Raw genomic sequence first — 19,910 nt, 5'->3', positions numbered from 1 at the left:
TGGCGCCCGCCCGGGGCCGAAGACAACCCCTCGAGAACCCAAAGGCATCCATGCCGCCCTCCGACCCGTCATCCAGCTTTCCCACGCCCGCGCAGTTGCGCGACCTCGATCCCGCGGACCTCGCCGAAGTGGCCACCGATCTCCGACGCGCGCTGCTGCGCAGCGTGTCGCGAACCGGCGGCCATCTCGCCTCGAACCTCGGCGTGGTCGAGCTCACGCTCGCCTTGCACCACGCCTTCGACACGCCACGCGATGCGCTGGTATGGGACGTCGGCCACCAGTGCTATGCGCACAAGATCCTCACGGGCCGCGGCCCGGCCATGGGCACCCTGCGCAAGGTGGGTGGCCTGTCGGGTTTCACGTCGAGGGACGAGTCGCCCTACGACCCCTTCGGCGCGGGCCATGCAGGCACGGCCGTCTCGGCGGCGCTGGGCATGGCGATGGGCATGCGGGACGATGGCCGCCATGCCGTCGCGATCGTCGGCGACGGCGCGCTGTCGGCGGGGATGACTTTCGAGGCGCTCAACCATGCGGGCAGCTTCGCGACCTTGCCGCTCGTCGTGGTGCTCAACGACAACGGGATGTCGATCTCGCCCGCGCTGGGCGCGCTGCACCAGCATCTGCGTGGGTTGGTCGAGCGCGGCGCTTCCGCTCGCGGCGACCACCGCTCGTTGTTCGAGCTGCTCGGCCTGCGCTACACCGGTCCCTTCGACGGCCACGATGTCGAGGCGCTCGTGGCCGCGTTCCGCGCCGCGAAGCAATCGCGCGCGCCGCAAGTCATCCACGTCGTCACGCAAAAAGGCCGGGGCTACGCACCGGCTGAGGCGGACCCGACCACCTACCACGGCCCCGGTCCTTTCGATCTGGCCGTGGGCGTGGTCGCCAAGGCGGCGAGCCGCCCGACCTTCAGCCAGGTCTTCGGCGAATGGGTCTGCGATGCCGCGGCGAACGATCCCACGGTCGTCGCGATCACGCCCGCGATGCGCGAGGGCTCCTGCCTGGTCGATTTCGAGCGGCGGTTTCCCTCGCGCTTCGTGGATGCCGCCATCGCGGAGCAGCATGCGGTGACGCTGGCCGCGGGGCTCGCGGCGGCCGGCATGCGGCCGATCGTGGCGATCTATTCGACCTTCCTCCAGCGCGGCTACGACCAGCTCGTCCACGACGTCTGCCTCCAGAACCTGCCGGTGCTGTTCGCGATCGACCGCGCGGGGATCGCGGGCGGCGATGGCGCCACGCACCTGGGCGCCTTCGATGTCGCAGCGCTGCGCTGCATTCCGAACCTGCTGCTGATGACGCCGGCCGACGGGCACGAGTGCCGGCGCATGCTCGCGCTGGGGCTGGGCCACGACGGGCCATCGGCGGTGCGCTACCCGAGGGCCGTCGTGCCCGCGGAGGACAGCGTTCACACGGACCAGCCCCTGGCGATCGGCCGCGGCGTGGTCGTGCGCAGCTCGGTGAGGAACAGGCCTGCCAGGGTGGCGCTGCTCGCCTTCGGCCCCTTGCTCCACGCCGCGATGGAAGCCGCCGAAGCGCTCGACGCGACCGTCGCCAACATGCGCTTCGTCAAGCCGCTGGACGAGGCGCTGCTGCTCGAACTGGCCGCGACGCACGAGGTGCTCGTCACGCTCGAGGAGGCCTCGGCCATCGGCGGCGCGGGCGCGGCCTGCGCGGAGCGCATCGCGATGGAGGGGCTGCCCGTGCGGGTGCTGCGCCTGGGCTTGCCCGACGTCTTCATCGGGCATGGGGACCGCAGCGAACTGCTCGCGCTGCAGGGCCTCGATGCGGCGGGCATCCTCGGGTCGATCCGGACCTTCGTCGAAATGCACTGACGGCCCGCGCAACCCGCGGATGTAGGGCAAACGCGCCTCTTGCCCCGCCGGCATGGCGCGGCGCCAGGGCTCTGCCCGACAATTCGCGCCGAATCCTCCGCACCCGGCGCGCCTTGTTCTTCAAAACCGCTTCCACCGACATCCGCCGTGAAGGCGAGGGGCCCCTGGCCCGGGCGAGGGCGCGCCTGCCGTCGCCGATTGCCTGCCTGGTGTTCGTGCTGTCGGTGGCGCTGCTGGTGGCCATGGGCGCCTTCTTCGGCGACAACGCCGGCAGCAAGTACCCGCCGGGCGCGACGCAGCACATCACGCGGGCCGACTGGCAGGTGCAGCGCGCGAACGGCTTCATGGCGCCACCGCTGATCTTCGGCAGCCAGTCGCTGCCCGATGCCTGGCAGCCGGTAGAGCTGCCGCTGGCGCTGCCGATCGCGCTGTTGGCCCAGGCCGACGCCAACACGATCTCGAACCCGGGCAAGGAGACGCGCATCACCTGGCTGCGGCTGAAGGTGCCGCCCCATCCCGGCCTGCGCGGACCGCTGGCGCTGTACGGCGCGCGCGTGAAGACCGACGGCACGATCGCGGTCTATGCCGATGGCCGGCTGGTGCATCGCGCGCAGGAGCTGGGGCCGCTGTGGAACAGCACCCGCACGCCGCTGTGGGTGGTGTTCGAGCAGCGCGACGACGGCTCGGCCGCGCGGCCGGCCGAGATCCTGATCCGGCTCGAGCACACGCGCGCCGCGCAGGTCGGCATCGCCTCGCTGTGGCTGGGCCCGGCCGATGCGCTCAAGGGCCGCTACCAGATGCGCCAGTGGCTGCAGCAGGAACTGCCCGCGATGCTGAGCGCGGCCTTCATGGCGGTGGGCGTGTTCGCGCTGTTCGTGTGGCTGTGGCGCCGGCACGAGACCGGCTACCTGCTGTTCTTCAACCTCGCGACCACCTCGTACCTGCGCGGGCTGCACTTCTACGTGGCGCTGCCGATCGCCAACGACTGGTTCGCCTGGCTCACGGTCAATGCGCTGTTCTGGCTGGTGGCGGTGGTGCACTTCGCGCTGCGGCAGCTGCACGACCGGCCGCTCACGCTGCTGACCTGGGCCGTGACGACGATCACGCTGCTCGTCAGCGTGCTGACCCTGCCCGGCATCGCGCTGCTGCCGAACACGCCGCAGGTCACGCCGCTGATCTACCTGGTGGCGGCGGCCATGGGCACGGTGGTCGGGCTGGTGGGCGGCATCAGCGCCTGGCGCCGTTCGCCCGAAGGGCGGCTGGTGGCGGCCGGCATCGGTGCGTGCGTGCTGCTGGGCGCCACCGACTGGATGGTGCAGAACAACATCGTGAGCCCCGAGGGTTGGTACCTGGGCGCCTATGCGAATGCCGTCACCTTCAGCGTCTTCGGCATCCTGCTGTACCGGCGCTACGTGCACGCGATCGGCGAGGTGGAGCGCGTCAACGCCAGCCTCGCGCAGCGGCTGCAGGCGCGCGAGAGCGAACTCGACCTGAGCCACCGCCGGCTGCGCGAGGTCGAGCGGCAGAAGACCATCAGCGACGAGCGCCAGCGGCTGATGCAGGACATGCACGACGGGCTGGGCTCGTCGCTGATCAGCGCGATCCGCTCGGTGGAAGAGGGCCGGCTCAGCGACCAGAAGGTGTCGCAGATCCTCCAGGGCTGCCTCGACGACCTGAAGCTCACCATCGATTCGATGGAACCGATCGATGCCGACCTGCTGCTGCTGCTCGCCACCTTGCGCTACCGGCTCGGCCCGCGGCTCGAGGGCATGGGCGTGTCGCTGACCTGGGAGGTGCAGGAGATCCCGCCGCTGCCGTGGCTCGATCCGTCGAGCGCGCTGCACGTGCTGCGCATCGTGCAGGAAAGCATCTCCAACATCCTGCGCCACACGCGCGCCACCACCATCCGCGTGGCGACCGGCACGGACGCCGCGCACGTGTGGGTGCGCATCGAGGACAACGGCCAGGGCTTCGACGTCGAGCAGGCCCTGACCGGCGGCCGTGGCCGCGGCCTGCAGAACATGCAGCGTCGCGCGCTCGCGGTGCAGGGCCACGTAGCGTGGGAGTCGGATGCCGCGGGCACGCGCTTCCTGCTTTGGCTGCCGCTGGTGCGGGCCGAGCGTCCTTCGGGGGCATGAGCCGTCGGGTACAGTGACGGCCCCTTGCCGCCGCACACCGACCCCTCTTCCGCCGACCACGGCATCCGTCTCGAATCCGTCGTGCTGGAGCGCGGCGCACAGCGCGTGTTCGACGGCCTCTCGCTCGAGCTGCGCGACGCGCGCATCGGCGTGATCGGCGACAACGGCGCGGGCAAGAGCAGCCTGTTCCGGCTGATCAGCGGACTGGAGCCGCCGGGCGAAGGCCGGGTGCGCGTGCATGGCTGCGACACGGTGGCCGATCGCCGCCAGCTCTCGCAGCACGTCGGCCTGATGTTCCAGAACCCCGACGACCAGATCATCTTTCCGACCGTGGCCGAGGAGCTGGCCTTCAGCCTCACGGCGCGCGGCGAATCGCGTGCCGAGGCACGCCGGCAGGCGCGCGACTTCCTCGCGCGGCGCGGCCTCGCGGCCTGGGCCGAGCGCGCCATCGGCGAACTGAGCCAGGGCCAGCGCCAGCAGGTGTGCCTGCTGGCCTTGTTGATCAGCCGGCCTGCCACCCTGCTGCTCGACGAGCCGTTCGCGAGCCTCGACCTGCTGAGCCAGGCCCGGCTGTCGGCGCAGCTCGCCGCGAGCGACCAGCAGGTGCTGGTGTCGACGCATGTGCTCGAACACGTGCACGACTTCGAGCGCGTGCTGTGGCTGGCGCAGGGCCGGGTGCAGGCCGACGGTCCTGGCCGCGAGGTCTGCGAGGCCTATGCGCAGGACGTGCGCCGCCGCGCGGCGATGGACCTGACGCATGCGTAGCCTCTACCTCGATCGCCGCACCTGGATGCACGCGGTGCCGGCGTGGCTCAAGCTCGCGCTGCTGTCGGCCGGCGGCACCGCGCTCGTGCTGACCAACCGGCCTGCTGTGCTGGGCGCGGCCTGCGAGCTGGCGCTCGCGCTGTTCGCCTCGCTCGGGCGGCCCGCGTGGGGCCGGGTGCGCACGCTGTTCGGCATCGCGATCGCCTGCGCGCTCATCGTCGGCTTCCATGCGCTGCTCGGCACCACGCTGCTCGGCGTGGCGAGCGCGCTGCGCATCGCCACCGCCGCGGTGCTCGCGCTGATGCTCACGCTGACCACGCGCTTCGAGGACCTGCTCGCAGTGCTCGAGACGGTGATGCATCCGCTGCGCCGCCTGGGCGTGCCCACCGACCGCATCGCGCTCGGCCTCGGGCTCACGCTGCGTTTCGCCGAGAACTTCTATGTGCAGTGGCAGCGGCTCGACGACGCGCATCGCGCGCGCGCCGGCCGCGGCGGCGGGCTGCGGCTGCTGGCGCCACTGACCATCCGCACGCTGCAGACCGCGGAGCGCGTGGCCGATGCGCTCGCGGCGCGGCTCGGGCGCTGATCAGGTGGTGGCGCGGAAGCGCGTGAGGCTCACGTAGTCCTTGCGCGGGCCGCGCACGGTGTGGCGCAGCGTGAAGCTGCCGTCGGCCAGGAAGCGGTAGAGGCTGTCGTAGAGGTCGGCGGCGCACAGGTGCGCGGCGGTGCCAATCCAGGCGCTGGCCTCGTCATCGCCCGGTTGCAGCGCGATCTCGTGGAACAGGCGGGGCGGCTGTTCGGCGAACAGCACCGCGAAGCCGCCGGGACGGCCTTGGTACAGGTATTCGCGATGCGCATCGAAGGCGCGGCCATCGAGCAGGCGCAGCCGGCCTTCCTCGCGGTAGTGCAGGGTGGCGTGCGCCGCGCCCGGCAGGGGTCGGAAGACGGCCGTGCCGTGCATCGAGGCCTGGCCTTCGATCGTGCGTTCGAAGGTCCAGCCACCCGCGAGCCGGGCCCAGACCTCGTCGGCCTCGCCCCATGGCGAGAGAGAAAGGGTGGGGTCAGGCGCCTGCATGGGGGCGACTCTATCCCCAGGCGGAATGGCCCTCCATGTCGGACGGAGGCGATTGATTGTTTCCTTCCCGTGAACGCCGCGGTTCCATTTGCCTAGGGTTTTTACCTAGGTTCGAGGCGCACAATTCATCTCACGGACCAGCCGCCGGCTCCAAGACAAGTAGAAGGCAGCGACTGATCTGGGTGAACAGGCACTAGCGAGGTGGCCGCCCCCTTAACGGACGGCGCCCCCCAAGACCGGTTCGAATCATCCAAAGTCAAGTCACAAGAATTGAAGGAATACTCAAATGAACGCCTCGAAGCTCCTCTCCGCCGTTGCCCTCTCCCTGCTGGCCGCTGCCGGTGCAGCCCATGCAGAAACCTATGAGGGTGTGCATCCCCTGACCTCGGCCGTCAGCCGCGCCGAAGTCGCCGGCCAAGCCGTCATCGCCGCCCGCAGCGCCGATCCCTATGCCGAAGGCGCCAACGCCGGCCCGGCCCAAGTGATCGTGTCGCAGACCAACCTGGCCACCGTGCGTGCCGAAGCCGTTGCCGCCGCGCACAGCGCTGACCCGTACGCCGAAGGCGCCTCTTCGGGCGTGGCCCCGCTGATCGCCAGCACCGTGGACCGCAATGCCGTGCGCGCACAAGCCCGCGCTGCTGCTCGCGGCGACTCGCTGCCGCTGTAATCGGCACCCAGAACTCGGTCGCATCGCGGGGCTCGTCCCCGCGGTGAGTCGAGAGGTTTAGCCACCCGGAGGCCGGCCCTTGCGAAAGCAGGGGCCGGCCTTTCGCTTGAGGGTGGTTAATCCAAAGCATTAACGGCCGATGCCGCGTGCTTCGCGGTCGATGCGGCCAAGAAGCCGGGTCTGTCGCACAAATCGCACAGACCTGCAGGAGGCGCGTCGAGCCCTTTCGGCTTCCATGCGTCGCGCGCGAACCCGCGCGGTCGCTGGCGCACCGCAGCAAGCCACTGCAACGTTGCACCGCCGCGGTGCGCTCCGTTCTCCCGTTCGGCCGATCGCACGAGTCACCGTCCGCCGAATGGCGCATTGCCATGCTGCAATGCATGATCGATGATGTTGCTCGCGGCTCGATGGACCGCACAACGTCATGCTTTCGGCCTACAGCGCCATTGTGGTGCGGGCACGCGAAAATGTACGGGCGCTTCTGCCACGACAAAAGCAAGCACGACCCTCGCCGCCGAGCGCGGCTGACCCATTACGCATGGCCCTCACTCTCGACACCGAAGACACGCGACAAAGGATCCACGATCTCGTGTGGTCAGGCTTTCATCACGACGCCGACGTCGAATGGATGATCACCGACGAGTACCTCGATCCCGACGAGCTGACTTCCGATGACCGGGCCTGGGTCAAGGCCGAGACCGCGCGCGCCTGCGCCGCCAAGCACGTGGCCGAGGCCGAGTGGCCCGCGCAGACCGAATACGACCGCCTCGAGACCGCGTTCGCGCAGCTGCGCGAAGAGAAGATCATCGCGCTGCACCGCGCGGGCAATACGCTGGCCGATGGCCAGGACGATGTGCGCGACGCCTGGCGCGCCGCGGGCCGCGACGCCTCGGGCATCGTGGGCTGCTGCTTCTATCACGCACAGGACCTCGAGCGCGCGGTGCGCACCGGCCGGCTGCACCTGGCCTTCAGCGGCGGCCTGATCCCCGAGATCGCGCGGCGCGAGGCCAACACCGTCGCGGTCGGGCAGCGCATCGCCGCGCTGCTCCAGGGCATCGGTTTCGTCGTGCACTGGAGCGGCAACATCGACGAACGCATCGAGGTCGACCTCGGCCAGTGGCGCAAGCGAGGCCCATCGGCGTGAGCGTGCAGGCCTGGCAGCCGCCGCGCCGCATCGATGCGATCGATTTCTGGCTGCGCTCCCGGTTGCTGGCCACCGCGCATGGGTTGCGCGAAACCTTGCGTCCTTCCGCGCGGCGCTGGCCCGTGGCCGAGGCATTGGCCGATGCGCCCGTGCTGGCGCGCTTCAGCAGTCCGCTGTGGACCGACGGGCGCGACGACGAATTCGCGCTGGTCGCCGGCAAGGTGCAGAACCTGCGCGTGGCGCGCGGTGCCTTCGATGCCATCGAGGTTCCCGCGGGCGAGGTGCTGAGCTTCTGGCGCCAGCTGGGCCGTCCCAGCGCCTGGCGCGGCTTCGTGCAGGGCCGCGAGCTGCGCGGCGGCTGCGTGGTGCCGACGCTGGCGGGCGGGCTCTGCCAGCTCTCGAATGCACTGGCCACGGTCGGCGCCCGCGCGGGGCTCGAACTGGTCGAGCGCCATGCCCACACCGCGCGCATCGAACAGGCCGCGGCCGCGCCCGACGATGCAGTGGACGCGACCGTGTTCTGGAACTACGTCGACCTCAAGCTGCGCGCGCGCCATGCGTGGCGGCTCGAGGTCGAGCTCACGGCCACCGAGCTGGTGCTGCGTATCCGCGCGCATGCGCCGCGGGTCGCGCCGCGCGTGATGTGGCGTGCGCCGCACGATGTGGGCGCCGATGCGCCATCGCCGCCCGTGGCGCGCGGCTGCCTGAGCTGCGACCGCAACGATTGCTTCCGTCACCGGCCCGCGCTGCCGGCCGCGGCTCACGGACGGACCGCCGTGCTGCTCGACGCATGGACGCCCGAGTTCGCGCGCTACCTCGAGGCCCATCATGCCGACACCGATCGCATGCAGCGCGCGCCCGTGCGGCTGGCGTTCTGGCGGCCGATGACGGATTGGCGCGGCGGCGAGGCACCGGTGCATCGGCCCTGGCTGGCCAGCGTTCGCGGTGCGTTGTGGCGCCGCCTGTGGGCGCGCCAGGAAGGCGGGCGGCGGCAGGCCGGCGTGATCGATGCGCAGCGCTGGCTCGCGCAGGCCTTCGCGGCACGACTTCGGCCCGAACACACGCAGCTGGCGGTCGACCAGGCGCTGCTGCCGCATCTGCAGCGCCTCGGCGCGCTCGACGGACGCGCGTTCACCGTGCTGGCCGGCGCGCTGCCGATGGCCGAGATCGAGGCACGTCTCGATGCGGCCGCTGCGCGCTGGCCCGACGACACCACGCTGCGCGACTTTCGTGCCGCGCCGTCGATGGTGCGCGCCGAAGCCCGGGCGTTGGCACGTGCAGCCGTGGTGGTCACGCCGCATGCGGCGGTGGCGGCCACGATGGCCAGCGCGGCGCCGCAAGCCACGCTCGAGCGGCTCGAATGGGTGCTGCCCGGTATGTCTCCGCGCGCGAACCGGACTCCGGACGACGGCGCGCCACTGGTCGTGCTGCCCGCCAGCGCCCTCGCACGCAAGGGCGCGCGCGAGCTGGCCGCGGCACTGCGCGGCAGCGGATGGCGCCTGCGCGTGCTCGGCACGCCATCGGCCGATGCCTCGCTCTGGCAGGGCATCGCGCTGGACACGGCCCGCGATCCGCGCGGCGACTGGCTCGAAGGTGCCTGCGTGGTGGTGCTGCCCGCGCATGTGGAACACGCGCCTCGCGCGGCGCTGCGCGCGCTCGCGGCCGGCGTGCCGGTGGTGGCCTCCACCGCCTGCGGCCTCGCGGGCCTGCAGGGCCTGCGCGAAGTGAGCGCGGGCGACATCGACGGCCTGCGCACCGCACTGCGCGAAGCGATCGATGGCGCGGGCCACTTCAACGAACACGATAACAACGACCAGCGCTTTCCATGACCATCGATCTCCAGACGCTCAAATGCGGCGAATGCGGCAGCAGCGTGCTCAAGCGCACCGGCCTCAACGAATTCACCTGCCAGCACTGCGGCTCCGTCACGCTGGTGGAGGACGACATCTCCGACCGCCTCGACCGCGTGCTCGACCAGGTCAAGGATGCGGCCGCGCGCCGCCTCGCCGACGAGCAGGCGGCGCGGCAGAAGGTGGCGATGCGCACCGCGGGCTTCGCGGTCGCGGCCGTGTTCGGCATCACGCTGCTCGTGATGGTGGTGCAGATGTTCACGCGCAAGGACGCGCCCGACAGCGGCCGCCGCGCCTCGGTCGCCGCGGTGGTCGACCGCAACATTCCCACCGACGGCCTCAAGCTCGGCGAGCCGCGCCAGGTGCTGGTGGGCAGCGGCAGTTCGGCGCGGCCCAAGCTGCTGGTGGTGGCGCGCAACGAGACCGGCAAGCCGCTCGAGCGCGCCAGCGTCAAGGCCGCCTTCTACGACGGCGAGACACGGCTCGAGGAACGCAGCGAGTCGCTGCCGATCTCGGTGCTCGAACCCGGCGAGAGCGCGCCGCTGCTGTTCGATCTGCCGAGCGGCAAGAACGTCACGCGCCAGGAACTGCAGGTGCAGCGCCTGTCGGCGCCGTACCGTTCGGCCGACGGTGCGCGGCTCGCGTTCTCGCGCCTGCGGCTGGTGCAGCAGGGCGATCGCGTGCGGCTGGTGGGGCGCGTGGTCAACGAGCGCAAGGACGCGGCCATCGGCGGCGTCGAGGCGCTCGCCACGCTCTACGACGATGCCGGCAACGTGATCGGCTTCGGCCGCGGCTATGCACAGGGCAACGACATCGCGCCCGGCGCGCGCAGCGCGATCGACATCGACGTCGCGCGCTTCGGCCGCGCCGCGCAGGTCGCGGCCTGGGACTACCGCATTGCCTACAGCACCATCGAAGCCGGAGGCTCGCGCAGCGCGGTGCGCAGCGCCGACCGCGTGATCCGCACCACCGGCGCGCCCGAGGTCTTCCATGCCGACCTGCGCCTGAGCACCGAGGACCTGCTGGCCGACGACAGCGAGCGTTTCGACCTCAAGGAGCTCGAACTGCTGCCGCTGGTGGCCGGCCGCAGCAACATCCAGCGGCCGCTGTTCCTGACCGAACTCGTGAACCGCAGCAAGGAGGCGGTGGTGATCGCGCCCGGCGGCGTGATCTCGCGCTTCGGCGGCAGCAAGGCCGACGGTGCCACCGCCATCCAGGGCCTGGCCTACCTCTACCCGGGCGAGCGTTTCCCGATCCTGCTGGAGCCGCGCGATGTCGACCGCATCACCCAGACCCGCGTCGAATGGAAGCCGATGCGCCGCGCGGCGCTGCCCGGTCCGCGCACGCCGCTCGAGGTGCAGGTGACAGGCACCAAGGCCGAGACCGGCAGCGTGCTGCTCAACTTCAGCCAGCGCTTCCTCTACAAGAGCGTGCAGGTTACGGGCAAGGTCAGCAATCCGGGCACGAACATCGTCGGCAAGGTGCGGCTGTGGGTCAGCCTGCGCGACCGCGACGGGCAGCTCAGCGGCTTCAAGCTGGTCGACAACCTGCCGGCCATCGCGCCCGGCGAGAGCGTGCCGTTCCAGGTCAACGTGGAGCAGAACGGCCGAGACTTCGCGAGCGTCGGCACGCTATACCAAACCGAATAGCCCCGCAGCCAGCGTTTGCGGGCGCTTCGCGCCATGATCGGCGGATGACCGATTTCTCGATCCTCGACCTCTCCCCGATCGTCGAAGGCAGCGATGCCGCGCAGTCCTTTCGCAACTCGCTGTCGTTGGCGCAGCACGGCGAAAAGCTCGGCTACCGCCGCTACTGGCTCGCCGAGCACCACGGCATGCCGGGCATTGCCAGCGCGGCCACCGCGGTGCTGCTGTCGCATGTGGGCGCGGGCACCTCGACGATCCGCATCGGCGCCGGCGGCGTGATGCTGCCCAACCATTCGCCGCTGGTCATCGCCGAACAGTTCGGTACGCTCGAATCGCTCTACCCGGGCCGCATCGACCTGGGCCTGGGCCGCGCCCCCGGCTCCGACCAGCGCACCGCGCGCGCATTGCGCCGCAACCTCGAATCGGACGCCGACCAGTTCCCGCAGGACGTGATCGAGCTGATGGATTTCATGTCGAAGAATCCGCAGCAGGCGGTGCGCGCCGTGCCGGGCGCGGGGCTCGAAGTGCCGGTGTGGATCCTCGGCTCGAGCACCTTCGGCGCGCAGCTGGCCGCGCACCTGGGCCTGCCCTACGCCTTCGCCTCGCACTTCGCGCCGCAGCAGATGATGCAGGCGATCCAGATCTACCGCGAGACCTTCAAGCCCTCGGCGCAACTCGCCAAGCCCTACGTGATGCTGGGCTTCAACGTGTTCGCGGCCGACACCGACGCCGAGGCCGAGTTCCGCGCCACCTCGTGGCAGCAGGCCTTCGTCAACCTGCGCAGCGGCCGGCCCGGCCGGCTGCCGCCGCCGGTCGAGGGCTACCGGCAGAAGGTCGGCCCGGCCGAGAACGCGCTGCTCGACTCGGTGCTGTCGTGCTCGGCCGTGGGCTCGCCCGACACCGTGCGCGCGGGCCTGGAGGCCTTCATCGAGCGCACCGGCGCCGACGAGCTGATGATCACCTCGCAGGTCTTCGACCACGCCTCGCGGCTGCGCTCCTACGAGCTGCTGGCCCGCATCCGGGACAGCCTGCGCGCCTGAACAGGCGTCCCCGATTTCCCCCACGCCGACCCCGCCTCGCCGGGGCTGGGACAATGTCGCCCCTATGGCAAAGCAACGGATCGTGGTCGGGCTGAGCGGCGGTGTGGATTCCGCGGTGACCGCGCACCTGCTCAAGCAGCAGGGGCACGAGGTGGTCGGCATCTTCATGAAGAACTGGGAAGACGACGACGACAGCGAGTACTGCTCGTCGAACATCGACTTCGTGGATGCCGCCAGCGTGGCCGACGTGCTGGGCATCGAGATCGAGCACGTGAACTTCGCGGCCGACTACAAGGACCGCGTGTTCGCCGAGTTCCTGCGAGAGTACAAGGCCGGCCGCACGCCCAACCCCGACGTGCTGTGCAATGCCGAGATCAAGTTCAAGGCCTTCCTCGACCATGCGATGCGCCTGGGCGCCGAGAAGATCGCCACCGGCCACTACGCGCGCGTGCGGCTGAACGAGGCCACGGGCCGGCACGAGCTGCTCAAGGGGCTCGACCCCTCGAAGGACCAGAGCTATTTCCTGCACCGCCTGAACCAGGCACAGCTGTCGAAGACGCTGTTCCCGGTCGGCGAGCTGCACAAGACCGAGGTGCGCCGCATCGCCGAGGAGATCGGCCTGCCGAACGCGAAGAAGAAGGACTCGACCGGCATCTGCTTCATCGGCGAGCGGCCGTTCCGCGAGTTCTTGAACCGCTACATCTCGAAGGAACCGGGCCCGATCAAGGACGACCGCGGCCGCAAGCTCGGCGAGCACCAGGGCCTGAGCTTCTACACGCTGGGCCAGCGCCAGGGGCTGGGCATCGGCGGCGTGAAGGAAAAGGGCGCGCAGCGCGGCGCGGGCGACCACTCGCCGTGGTTCGTGGCGCGCAAGGACGTCGAGAACAACACGCTGTGGGTGGTGCAGGGCCACGACCATCCCTGGCTGCTGTCGACCTCGCTGCGTGCCGACGATGCGAGCTGGGTGGCGGGCGAGTCGCCGGCGCCGGGCGCCTATGGCGCCAAGTCGCGCTATCGGCAGGCCGACGCGGCCTGCGAGATGGTGGAGGGCGATGACACACCGCGCAACGATGCCTTCGCGCTGCGCTTCGGCGAGACGCAATGGGCGGTGACGCCGGGCCAGTCGGCGGTGCTCTACGACGGCGAACGCTGCCTGGGCGGCGGCGTCATCGTCTGAGTCTCTTCAGCGCGGCGGCTGCCGCACCGAATCGTCGACATGGATCAGGTCCAGCGGATGCCGCTGGCCGGCCAGGTGGTCTTCCACGCACTGCAGCAGCAGCGGGCTGCGATGCCGTGCCACGCTGGCGCGGATCTCGTCGGCCGTCATCCAGAGCGTGCGCACGATGCCGGTGTCGAGCGCCCGGCCCGCTTCGCGTTCGCCGAGCTCGCCGCTGAAGGCGAAGCGCATGTAGGTCACGTCGGGGTCGTCGGCCGAGCGCGCGAGGTAGATGCCGATCAGGGCGGTCGGCGTGAAGGCATGGGCGGTTTCCTCGAGCGCCTCGCGTGCGCAGCCCTCGGCGGGCGATTCGCCGGGATCGAGGTGGCCGGCCGGGGTGTTGAGGCGAAGGCCCTGATCGGTGTGCTCCTCGACCAGCAGGAAGCGGCCTTCGCGTTCGATCACCGCGGCGACGGTGACGTTGGGTTTCCAGCGGACGATGGTGTTCATGGGGACGGCTTCCTTCGGCGGTCGCGCGGGGCCCGGGCCATGGCCGGCACGCCGCCGCGCGAATCATCCCCGTATTGGACGCGAAGCCGAAGGCGATGGATGGCCGCGAGAACCCGGTGGCTGCGTTTGCCTCCCCCCAAGAGCGCAGCGTCGGGTGGTTGGGTGGTCCGCCGCGGCGGACCACCGAAGCGCTCAGGGGCTGCTGCGCAGCTCGGGCCCGCGAGAGCCGAGCTGGCCGGCCTCGACCGTTTCGAGCCGGTAGCCGAGCCCGTAGATCGCCAGCAGCAGGAAACCGTTGGACGGCCGCAGGTCGAGCTTGGTGCGCAGGCGAGAGATATGGGTGTCGAGCGAGCGCGAGAGCGCCTCGACGCCCAGGCCCCATACCGCTTCGTGCAGGTGCTCGCGCGACAGCAGGCGGCCGAGGTTCTGGAACAGGAACAGCGCCAGTTCGTACTCGCGGTTCTTGAGCTCGACCGGCATGCCGCGCACCTTGAGCGTTCGCGAGGGCGGGTAGAAGTGGTAGGGGCCGAAGACCAGCTCGGTCTCGTGCTGCGCGGGATACGAGCGCCGCAGCAGGGCGTTGACGCGCGCCTCGAGCTCGGTGGCCTGGATCGGCTTGCTCATGAAGTCGTCGGCCCCCGCATTGAGCCCGGCGACCATGTCGGCGTCGTCGCGCCGCGCGGTGATGAACAGCACGGGCAGGCGGCTCTTCAGGTCGTGGCGGATCGTCTTCACGACGTCGAGGCCGCGGATGTCGGGCAGATGCCAGTCGAGAAGCAGCAGATCGAAGGTCTGTCGTCGCATCGAATGCAACAGCGACTTTCCATCTGCGTACTCATGGCACTCGTGCCCGAGCGACGCCATGGTCTGATGAATCAGTTTTCTCTGATGGGCCTCGTGGTCGAGGACAGCAATGCGCATTTTTATTACCCCCTTACTTCCTCCCATGGGCCGCCTCTGTGTACGACTCCAAGTGAGGCGAAGTGTATCTATCTGCGTCTAAGGTAAGTAATCTGCCCTGCAACTAATGCACATGAAGCGATCTTTTAAATGGATTCATCGAAGAATGATTACAAACACGCACAACTTTGTCCTTTAGATGACACGAAGTGCGTGCAGGCGTCGCGGCGTTGTTTTTGCGCTGCATGGTGGGGCGCCGCCCTGGTACCGCCTGAGACCGGTTTCCTTACAGCGCACCAGAGGGAGCGCCGCTGATCCATCACCAATAAGCTATCAAATGGATAGCTAGATTTTCAGCAGCCACGGACGTTGGAGCATGGATACTTCGCCCCTTGCGCGACAGATCGGGCCGAATGTCTTGCTGTAAGCTTCGCCCGCATTTCGCGCTGCACCTTGCCCTGAGGAGAACTCTATGCTGATAGGCGTGCCTGCCGAGACAACGACAGGCGAAACCCGAGTGGCCGTGACCCCGGAGACGGCGAAGAAACTGGTGGCGTTGGGGCACACGGTGCGTGTGCAGAGCGGCGCGGGCGTGGCGGCCAGCGTGACCGACGCGGCCTACCAGGCGGCCGGTGCCGAGATCACCGACCAGGCCGGCGCCTTCGGTGCCGACATCGTGCTGAAGGTGCGCGCTCCGAGCGACGCCGAGTGCGCGCTCGCCAAGTCCGGCAGCGTGCTCGTGGGCATGCTCAACCCCTTCGACGCCGCCGGCCTGCAACGCGTGGCCGCCGCCGGTCTCACCGGCTTCGCGCTCGAAGCCGCTCCGCGCACCACCCGTGCCCAGAGCATGGACGTGCTCAGCTCCCAGGCCAACATCGCCGGCTACAAGGCCGTGATGATCGCCGCCGACAAGTACCAGCGCTTCTTCCCGATGCTGATGACCGCCGCCGGCACCGTGAAGGCCGCGCGCGTCGTGATCCTCGGCGTGGGCGTCGCGGGCCTGCAGGCCATCGCCACGGCCAAGCGCCTGGGCGCGGTCATCGAGGCCTCGGACGTTCGCCCGAGCGTCAAGGAGCAGATCGAATCGCTGGGCGGCAAGTTCATCGACGTGCCCTACGAGACCCAGGAAGAGAAGGACGCCGCCGAGGGCGTGGGCGGCTATGCGCGCCCGATGCCCGCGAGCTGGCTCACGCGCCAGCAGGCCGAGGTCGCCAAGCGCGTGGCGCTGGCCGACGTCGTCATCAGCACCGCGCTGATCCCGGGCCGTGCCGCGCCGACCCTCATCACCGAGGACATGGTCAAGTCCATGAAGCCGGGTTCGGTCATCGTCGACATCGCCGCTGGTAAAGGTCCGGACGGGGTAGGCGGCAACTGCCCGCTCTCGGAGGCCGACAAGACCGTGGTCAAGCACGGCGTGACCATCGTCGGCGAGACGAACCTCGCCGCGCTGGTGGCGGCCGACGCGTCGGCGCTGTACGCGCGCAACGTGCTCGACTTCCTCAAGCTCGTGCTGACCAAGGAGGGCGCGCTGAAGATCGACCTCGAGGACGACATCGTCGCCGCCTGCCGCGTCACGCAGGACGGCCAGGTCACGAAGAAGTAAGCGAACACGCCGAACACGCGAGGAGAAGAAATCATGGACATCGTCTCTCACACCGTCATCAACCTCATCATCTTCGTGCTGGCCATCTACGTGGGCTACCACGTGGTGTGGACCGTCACGCCCGCGCTGCACACGCCGCTGATGGCCGTGACCAACGCCATCTCGGCGATCGTCATCGTGGGCGCCATGCTGGCCGCCGCGCTCACCGAGACCGGCCTGGGCAAGACCATGGGCGTGCTGGCCGTCGCGCTGGCGGCGGTCAACGTCTTCGGCGGCTTCCTGGTCACGCGGCGCATGCTGGAGATGTTCAAGAAGAAGGAAAAGAAGGCACCCGCTGCCGCAGCCGCCGAGGGAGCTTCCAAGTGAGCATGAACCTCGTCACCCTGCTGTACCTGCTGGCCAGCATCTGCTTCATCCAGGCGCTCAAGGGCCTGAGCCATCCCACCACCTCGATCCGCGGCAACGTCTTCGGCATGACCGGCATGGCGATCGCCGTGCTGACCACCGGCGCGCTGATCTACAAGCTCGCCAGCGGCAACCTCGAGGGCCTGGCCTACGTGCTGGTCGCGCTGGTCGTGGGCGGGGGCCTCGGTGCCTACATGGCCAACAAGGTCGAGATGACCAAGATGCCCGAGCTGGTGGCCTTCATGCACAGCATGATCGGCTTGGCGGCCGTGTTCATCGCGGTGGCCGCCGTGGCCGAGCCGCATGCCTTCAACATCGCGCTCAAGGGCGATCCGATCCCCGCGGGCAACCGCCTGGAGCTGTTCCTGGGCGCGGCCATCGGCGCCATCACCTTCAGCGGCTCGGTGATCGCCTTCGGCAAACTCTCGGGCAAGTACAAGTTCCGCCTGTTCCAGGGCGCGCCGGTGCAGTTCGCGGGCCAGCACATGCTCAACCTCGTGCTGGGCCTGGCGACCGTGGGCCTGGGGCTGGTGTTCATGGCGACCGAGAACTGGACCGCCTTCTTCGCGATGCTCGCGCTGGCCTTCGTGATGGGCGTGCTGATCATCATCCCGATCGGCGGCGCGGACATGCCGGTGGTGGTGTCGATGCTCAACAGCTACTCGGGCTGGGCGGCCGCGGGCATCGGCTTCAGCCTGAACAACGCGATGCTGATCGTGGCGGGCAGCCTCGTGGGCAGCTCGGGCGCGATCCTGAGCTACATCATGTGCAAGGCGATGAACCGCTCGTTCTTCAACGTGATCCTGGGCGGCTTCGGCGGCGACGCTGCGGCGGCCACGGGTGGCGCGAAGGAGCAGCGCCCCGTGAAGAGCGGCAGCGCCGACGACGCGGCCTTCGTGCTGGGCAATGCCGAGACGGTGGTGATCGTGCCGGGCTACGGCCTGGCGGTGGCGCGTGCGCAGCATGCGGTCAAGGAGCTCGCGGCCAAGCTCACCGAGAAGGGCATCACGGTGAAGTACGCGATCCATCCGGTGGCCGGGCGCATGCCGGGGCACATGAACGTGCTGTTGGCCGAGGCCGAGGTGCCGTACGACCAGGTGTTCGAGATGGAGGACATCAACGGCGAGTTCGGCCAGGCCGACGTGGCGATCATCCTGGGCGCCAACGACGTGGTGAACCCGGCCGCGCACACCAAGGGCAGCCCGATCTACGGCATGCCGATCCTGGAGGCCTACAAGGCCAAGACGGTGATCGTGAACAAGCGCTCGATGGCCGCGGGCTACGCGGGCCTGGACAATGAGCTGTTCTACATGGACAAGACCATGATGGTCTTTGGTGATGCTAAAAAAGTAGTGGAAGATATGGGCAAGGCCATCGAATAGGCCGAGGTTCCGTCCCGGCCCGCGCTCTGCGGGCAAACCCTTACGGCGCCGCTCAGGCGCCGTTTTCGTTTTCATCCCAATCCGACTCCGGAGGAGACACATCCATGACCGATCGTCCCTGGCTCAGCAGTTACCCGCAAGGCGTGCCTGCCGACATCGACCCATCGCAGTACGCCTCGCTGGTCGGTCTCATGGAAGAGAGCTTCTCGAAGTACGCCGACCGCACGGCCTACAGCTTCATGGGCAAGGACGTGAGCTATGCCGAGACCGACAAGCTCAGCAAGGCCTTCGCGGCCTACCTGCAGGGCCTGGGCCTCGCCAAGGGCGACCGCGTCGCGGCCATGATGCCCAACTGCCCGCAGTACCCGATCGCGGTGGCCGCCATCCTGCGCGCGGGCCTGATCCTCGTGAACGTGAATCCGCTGTACACGCCGCGCGAGCTCGAGCATCAGCTCAAGGACTCGGGCGCGAAGGCGATCGTCATCATGGAGAACTTCGGCGTCACGCTGCAGCAGTGCATCGCGGCCACGCCGATCAAGCACATCGTGCTGGCCTCGATGGGCGACCGTCTCGGCTTCCTCAAGGGCGCGCTCGTCAACTACGTGGTGCGCAACGTCAAGAAGCTGGTGCCGGCCTTCAACCTGCCGGGCGCGGTGCGCTTCAACGACGCGCTCGACCAGGGCGCGGGTCGCACGCTGCAGGCGCCGGCCATTGGCGCCGACGACGTCGCGGTGCTGCAGTACACCGGCGGCACCACGGGCGTGTCGAAGGGAGCGGTGCTGCTGCATCGCAACGTGATCGCCAACGTGCTGCAGTCCGAGGCCTGGAACGAGCCGGTGATGCGCAAGGTGCCCGCGGGCCAGCAGCCCACCAGCGTGTGCGCGCTGCCGCTGTATCACATCTTCGCGTTCACGGTCGGCATGATGCTGAGCATGCGCACGGGCGGCAAGCTGATCCTGATCCCGAATCCGCGCGACCTGCCCGCGGTGCTCAAGGAGCTGTCGAAACACACGATCCACAGCTTCCCCGCGGTCAACACGCTGTTCAACGGCCTGGCCAACCATCCCGACTTCAACACCGTCGACTGGTCGAATCTCAAGGTCTCGGTGGGCGGCGGCATGGCGGTGCAGGCCGCGGTCGCGAAGCTTTGGCTCGAGAAGACCGGCTGCCCGATCTGCGAAGGCTACGGCCTGTCCGAGACCTCGCCCTCGACCACCTGCAACCCGACCGACAGCAAGGCCTACACCGGCACCATCGGCGTGCCGCTGCCGAGCACCTGGCTCAAGCTGCTCGACGACAACGGCAACGAGGTTGCACTCGGCGAGCCCGGCGAGATCGCGATCAAGGGACCGCAGGTGATGGCCGGCTACTGGCAGCGCCCCGACGAGACCGCGAAGGTCATGACCAGCGACGGCTACTTCAAGAGCGGCGACATCGGCGTGGTCGACGAACGCGGCTACTTCAAGGTGGTCGATCGCAAGAAGGACATGATCCTGGTGTCGGGCTTCAACGTGTACCCGAACGAGATCGAGGACGTGGTCGCACAGATTCCGGGCGTGCTCGAATGCGCGGCCGTGGGCGTGAACGACGAGAAGACCGGCGAGGCCGTGAAGCTCGTGATCGTGAAGAAGGACGAGTCGCTCACCGAGGCGCAGGTGCGCGAATACTGCAGAGCAAACCTTACGGGTTACAAGCAGCCGCGAATCGTAGAGTTTCGCACTGACTTGCCGAAGACACCGGTCGGAAAGATCCTGCGCAGAGAGTTGCGCGACGCCAAAAAGTAAGGGTTCGGCCCGGGTG

The 19,910-nt window shown here is 69.1% G+C and carries 17 protein-coding genes; 14 read left to right on the top strand and 3 right to left on the bottom strand.

The window, feature by feature from the left end; genetic code table 11:
• Nucleotides 1-50: 50 nt before the first annotated feature.
• The 4 genes from AC07RM_RS36630 (at nucleotide 51) to AC07RM_RS36615 (ending at nucleotide 5,318) form a co-directional block, all read left to right on the top strand.
• Complete coding sequence (locus tag AC07RM_RS36630; RefSeq protein WP_495337611.1) at nucleotides 51-1,829, top strand: 1-deoxy-D-xylulose-5-phosphate synthase; 1,779 nt, start codon at nucleotides 51-53, stop codon at nucleotides 1,827-1,829.
• Between the two features lie 242 nt (nucleotides 1,830-2,071).
• The gene (locus AC07RM_RS36625) at nucleotides 2,072-3,967 is read left to right on the top strand and encodes a sensor histidine kinase (RefSeq protein WP_495337666.1); all 1,896 of its coding nucleotides are present in this window, start codon (nucleotides 2,072-2,074) and stop codon (nucleotides 3,965-3,967) included.
• Between the two features lie 24 nt (nucleotides 3,968-3,991).
• Entirely contained in the window at nucleotides 3,992-4,732 is a 741-nt protein-coding gene (locus tag AC07RM_RS36620) for an energy-coupling factor ABC transporter ATP-binding protein (RefSeq protein WP_208511327.1), read from the top strand.
• Nucleotides 4,725-5,318: an energy-coupling factor transporter transmembrane component T family protein gene (locus tag AC07RM_RS36615; protein ID WP_495337610.1), complete on the top strand. Its 594-nt coding sequence runs from the start codon at nucleotides 4,725-4,727 to the stop codon at nucleotides 5,316-5,318. The genes AC07RM_RS36620 and AC07RM_RS36615 overlap by 8 nt, the downstream gene beginning before the upstream one ends.
• Here the strand turns inward: AC07RM_RS36615 and AC07RM_RS36610 are convergent, their stop codons facing one another.
• A complete protein-coding gene (locus AC07RM_RS36610) occupies nucleotides 5,319-5,807 on the bottom strand; it encodes a DUF6314 family protein (protein ID WP_495337609.1) in 489 nt (162 codons plus the stop codon).
• Between the two features lie 286 nt (nucleotides 5,808-6,093).
• Between AC07RM_RS36610 and AC07RM_RS36605 the strand changes: the two genes are divergently transcribed.
• The 6 genes from AC07RM_RS36605 to mnmA all read left to right on the top strand — a co-directional run bounded on the left by AC07RM_RS36605 (nucleotide 6,094) and on the right by mnmA (nucleotide 13,331).
• On the top strand, nucleotides 6,094-6,474 hold the full coding sequence (locus AC07RM_RS36605) for a helicase SNF2 (protein WP_495337608.1): 381 nt from the start codon (nucleotides 6,094-6,096) through the stop codon (nucleotides 6,472-6,474).
• Between the two features lie 589 nt (nucleotides 6,475-7,063).
• A complete protein-coding gene (locus AC07RM_RS36600) occupies nucleotides 7,064-7,618 on the top strand; it encodes a DUF6891 domain-containing protein (RefSeq protein WP_495337607.1) in 555 nt (184 codons plus the stop codon).
• Complete coding sequence (locus AC07RM_RS36595; protein ID WP_495337606.1) at nucleotides 7,615-9,447, top strand: VanW family protein; 1,833 nt, start codon at nucleotides 7,615-7,617, stop codon at nucleotides 9,445-9,447. Before AC07RM_RS36600 ends, AC07RM_RS36595 begins: the two co-directional genes overlap by 4 nt.
• Entirely contained in the window at nucleotides 9,444-11,117 is a 1,674-nt protein-coding gene (locus tag AC07RM_RS36590; protein ID WP_495337605.1) for an FxLYD domain-containing protein, read from the top strand. The genes AC07RM_RS36595 and AC07RM_RS36590 overlap by 4 nt, the downstream gene beginning before the upstream one ends.
• Before the next feature lie 44 nt (nucleotides 11,118-11,161).
• Complete coding sequence (locus AC07RM_RS36585) at nucleotides 11,162-12,154, top strand: LLM class flavin-dependent oxidoreductase (protein WP_431511219.1); 993 nt, start codon at nucleotides 11,162-11,164, stop codon at nucleotides 12,152-12,154.
• A 64-nt stretch (nucleotides 12,155-12,218) separates the two neighbouring features.
• A complete protein-coding gene (gene mnmA, locus AC07RM_RS36580; protein ID WP_495337604.1) occupies nucleotides 12,219-13,331 on the top strand; it encodes a tRNA 2-thiouridine(34) synthase MnmA in 1,113 nt (370 codons plus the stop codon).
• Nucleotides 13,332-13,337: 6 nt separating this feature from the next.
• On the opposite strand, the gene AC07RM_RS36575 is transcribed toward mnmA, so the two are convergent.
• Both AC07RM_RS36575 and AC07RM_RS36570 read right to left on the bottom strand, forming a co-directional pair.
• Nucleotides 13,338-13,820 carry an NUDIX hydrolase gene (locus tag AC07RM_RS36575; protein WP_495337603.1) on the bottom strand — a complete coding sequence of 161 codons (483 nt, stop codon included), beginning with the start codon at nucleotides 13,818-13,820 and terminating at the stop codon, nucleotides 13,338-13,340.
• Between the two features lie 192 nt (nucleotides 13,821-14,012).
• On the bottom strand, nucleotides 14,013-14,741 hold the full coding sequence (locus tag AC07RM_RS36570; RefSeq protein ID WP_093350467.1) for a response regulator transcription factor: 729 nt from the start codon (nucleotides 14,739-14,741) through the stop codon (nucleotides 14,013-14,015).
• Nucleotides 14,742-15,192: 451 nt separating this feature from the next.
• On the opposite strand from AC07RM_RS36570, the gene AC07RM_RS36565 reads away from it, so the two are divergent.
• From AC07RM_RS36565 to AC07RM_RS36550, 4 genes are all read left to right on the top strand, one after another.
• Nucleotides 15,193-16,323, top strand: a complete 1,131-nt coding sequence (locus AC07RM_RS36565) for a Re/Si-specific NAD(P)(+) transhydrogenase subunit alpha (RefSeq protein WP_093350470.1) — start codon at nucleotides 15,193-15,195, stop codon at nucleotides 16,321-16,323.
• Nucleotides 16,324-16,356: 33 nt separating this feature from the next.
• Nucleotides 16,357-16,689 carry an NAD(P) transhydrogenase subunit alpha part 2 gene (locus AC07RM_RS36560; RefSeq protein WP_296793494.1) on the top strand — a complete coding sequence of 111 codons (333 nt, stop codon included), beginning with the start codon at nucleotides 16,357-16,359 and terminating at the stop codon, nucleotides 16,687-16,689.
• Complete coding sequence (locus AC07RM_RS36555) at nucleotides 16,686-18,110, top strand: NAD(P)(+) transhydrogenase (Re/Si-specific) subunit beta (protein ID WP_093350476.1); 1,425 nt, start codon at nucleotides 16,686-16,688, stop codon at nucleotides 18,108-18,110. Before AC07RM_RS36560 ends, AC07RM_RS36555 begins: the two co-directional genes overlap by 4 nt.
• Before the next feature lie 104 nt (nucleotides 18,111-18,214).
• A complete protein-coding gene (locus tag AC07RM_RS36550; protein ID WP_495337602.1) occupies nucleotides 18,215-19,894 on the top strand; it encodes a long-chain-fatty-acid--CoA ligase in 1,680 nt (559 codons plus the stop codon).
• Nucleotides 19,895-19,910: the final 16 nt, after the last annotated feature.

It is taken from the genome of Variovorax sp. GW821-FHT09B05 (genome assembly GCF_059418265.1).
The sequence above is the reverse complement of the archived record's forward strand: the minus strand, read 5'-3'. Positions and strand labels throughout refer to the sequence as shown.